Origin of the sequence: Citrobacter sp. TBCS-14, assembly GCF_005280805.1 — a bacterium.
GTDB lineage: Bacteria > Pseudomonadota > Gammaproteobacteria > Enterobacterales > Enterobacteriaceae > Citrobacter > Citrobacter gillenii.
In genome coordinates this window covers 1-205 of sequence record NZ_SZWM01001119.1, presented here as the reverse complement: position 1 = coordinate 205, position 205 = coordinate 1, and the positions used below count along the sequence as shown (strand labels likewise).

Here is a 205-nt window from a genome sequence, read left to right as displayed (position 1 = left end):
TCTGGAAACAATTTTTCTCAACGGCCTCGATAATTTCGGCGAAATAGGCCGCTTCGCTGCTGGTTGCCAACAAACCGATCGACTTGGTGTGATTCACCTTCAGGCTACGTGCAACTGCGCTAGGGGAGTAGTGCAGCTCTTTGATCGCTGCCCAGACAGCGTTGCGCGTTTCTTCAGCGACAAAGCGTGTTTTGTTAATTACGTG

General features: G+C 50.7%; 1 protein-coding gene. It reads right to left on the bottom strand.

The window, feature by feature from the left end:
* On the bottom strand, positions 1-205 hold a 205-nt coding region (locus tag FDX22_RS24345; protein ID WP_255433064.1), incomplete at both ends, for a LacI family DNA-binding transcriptional regulator.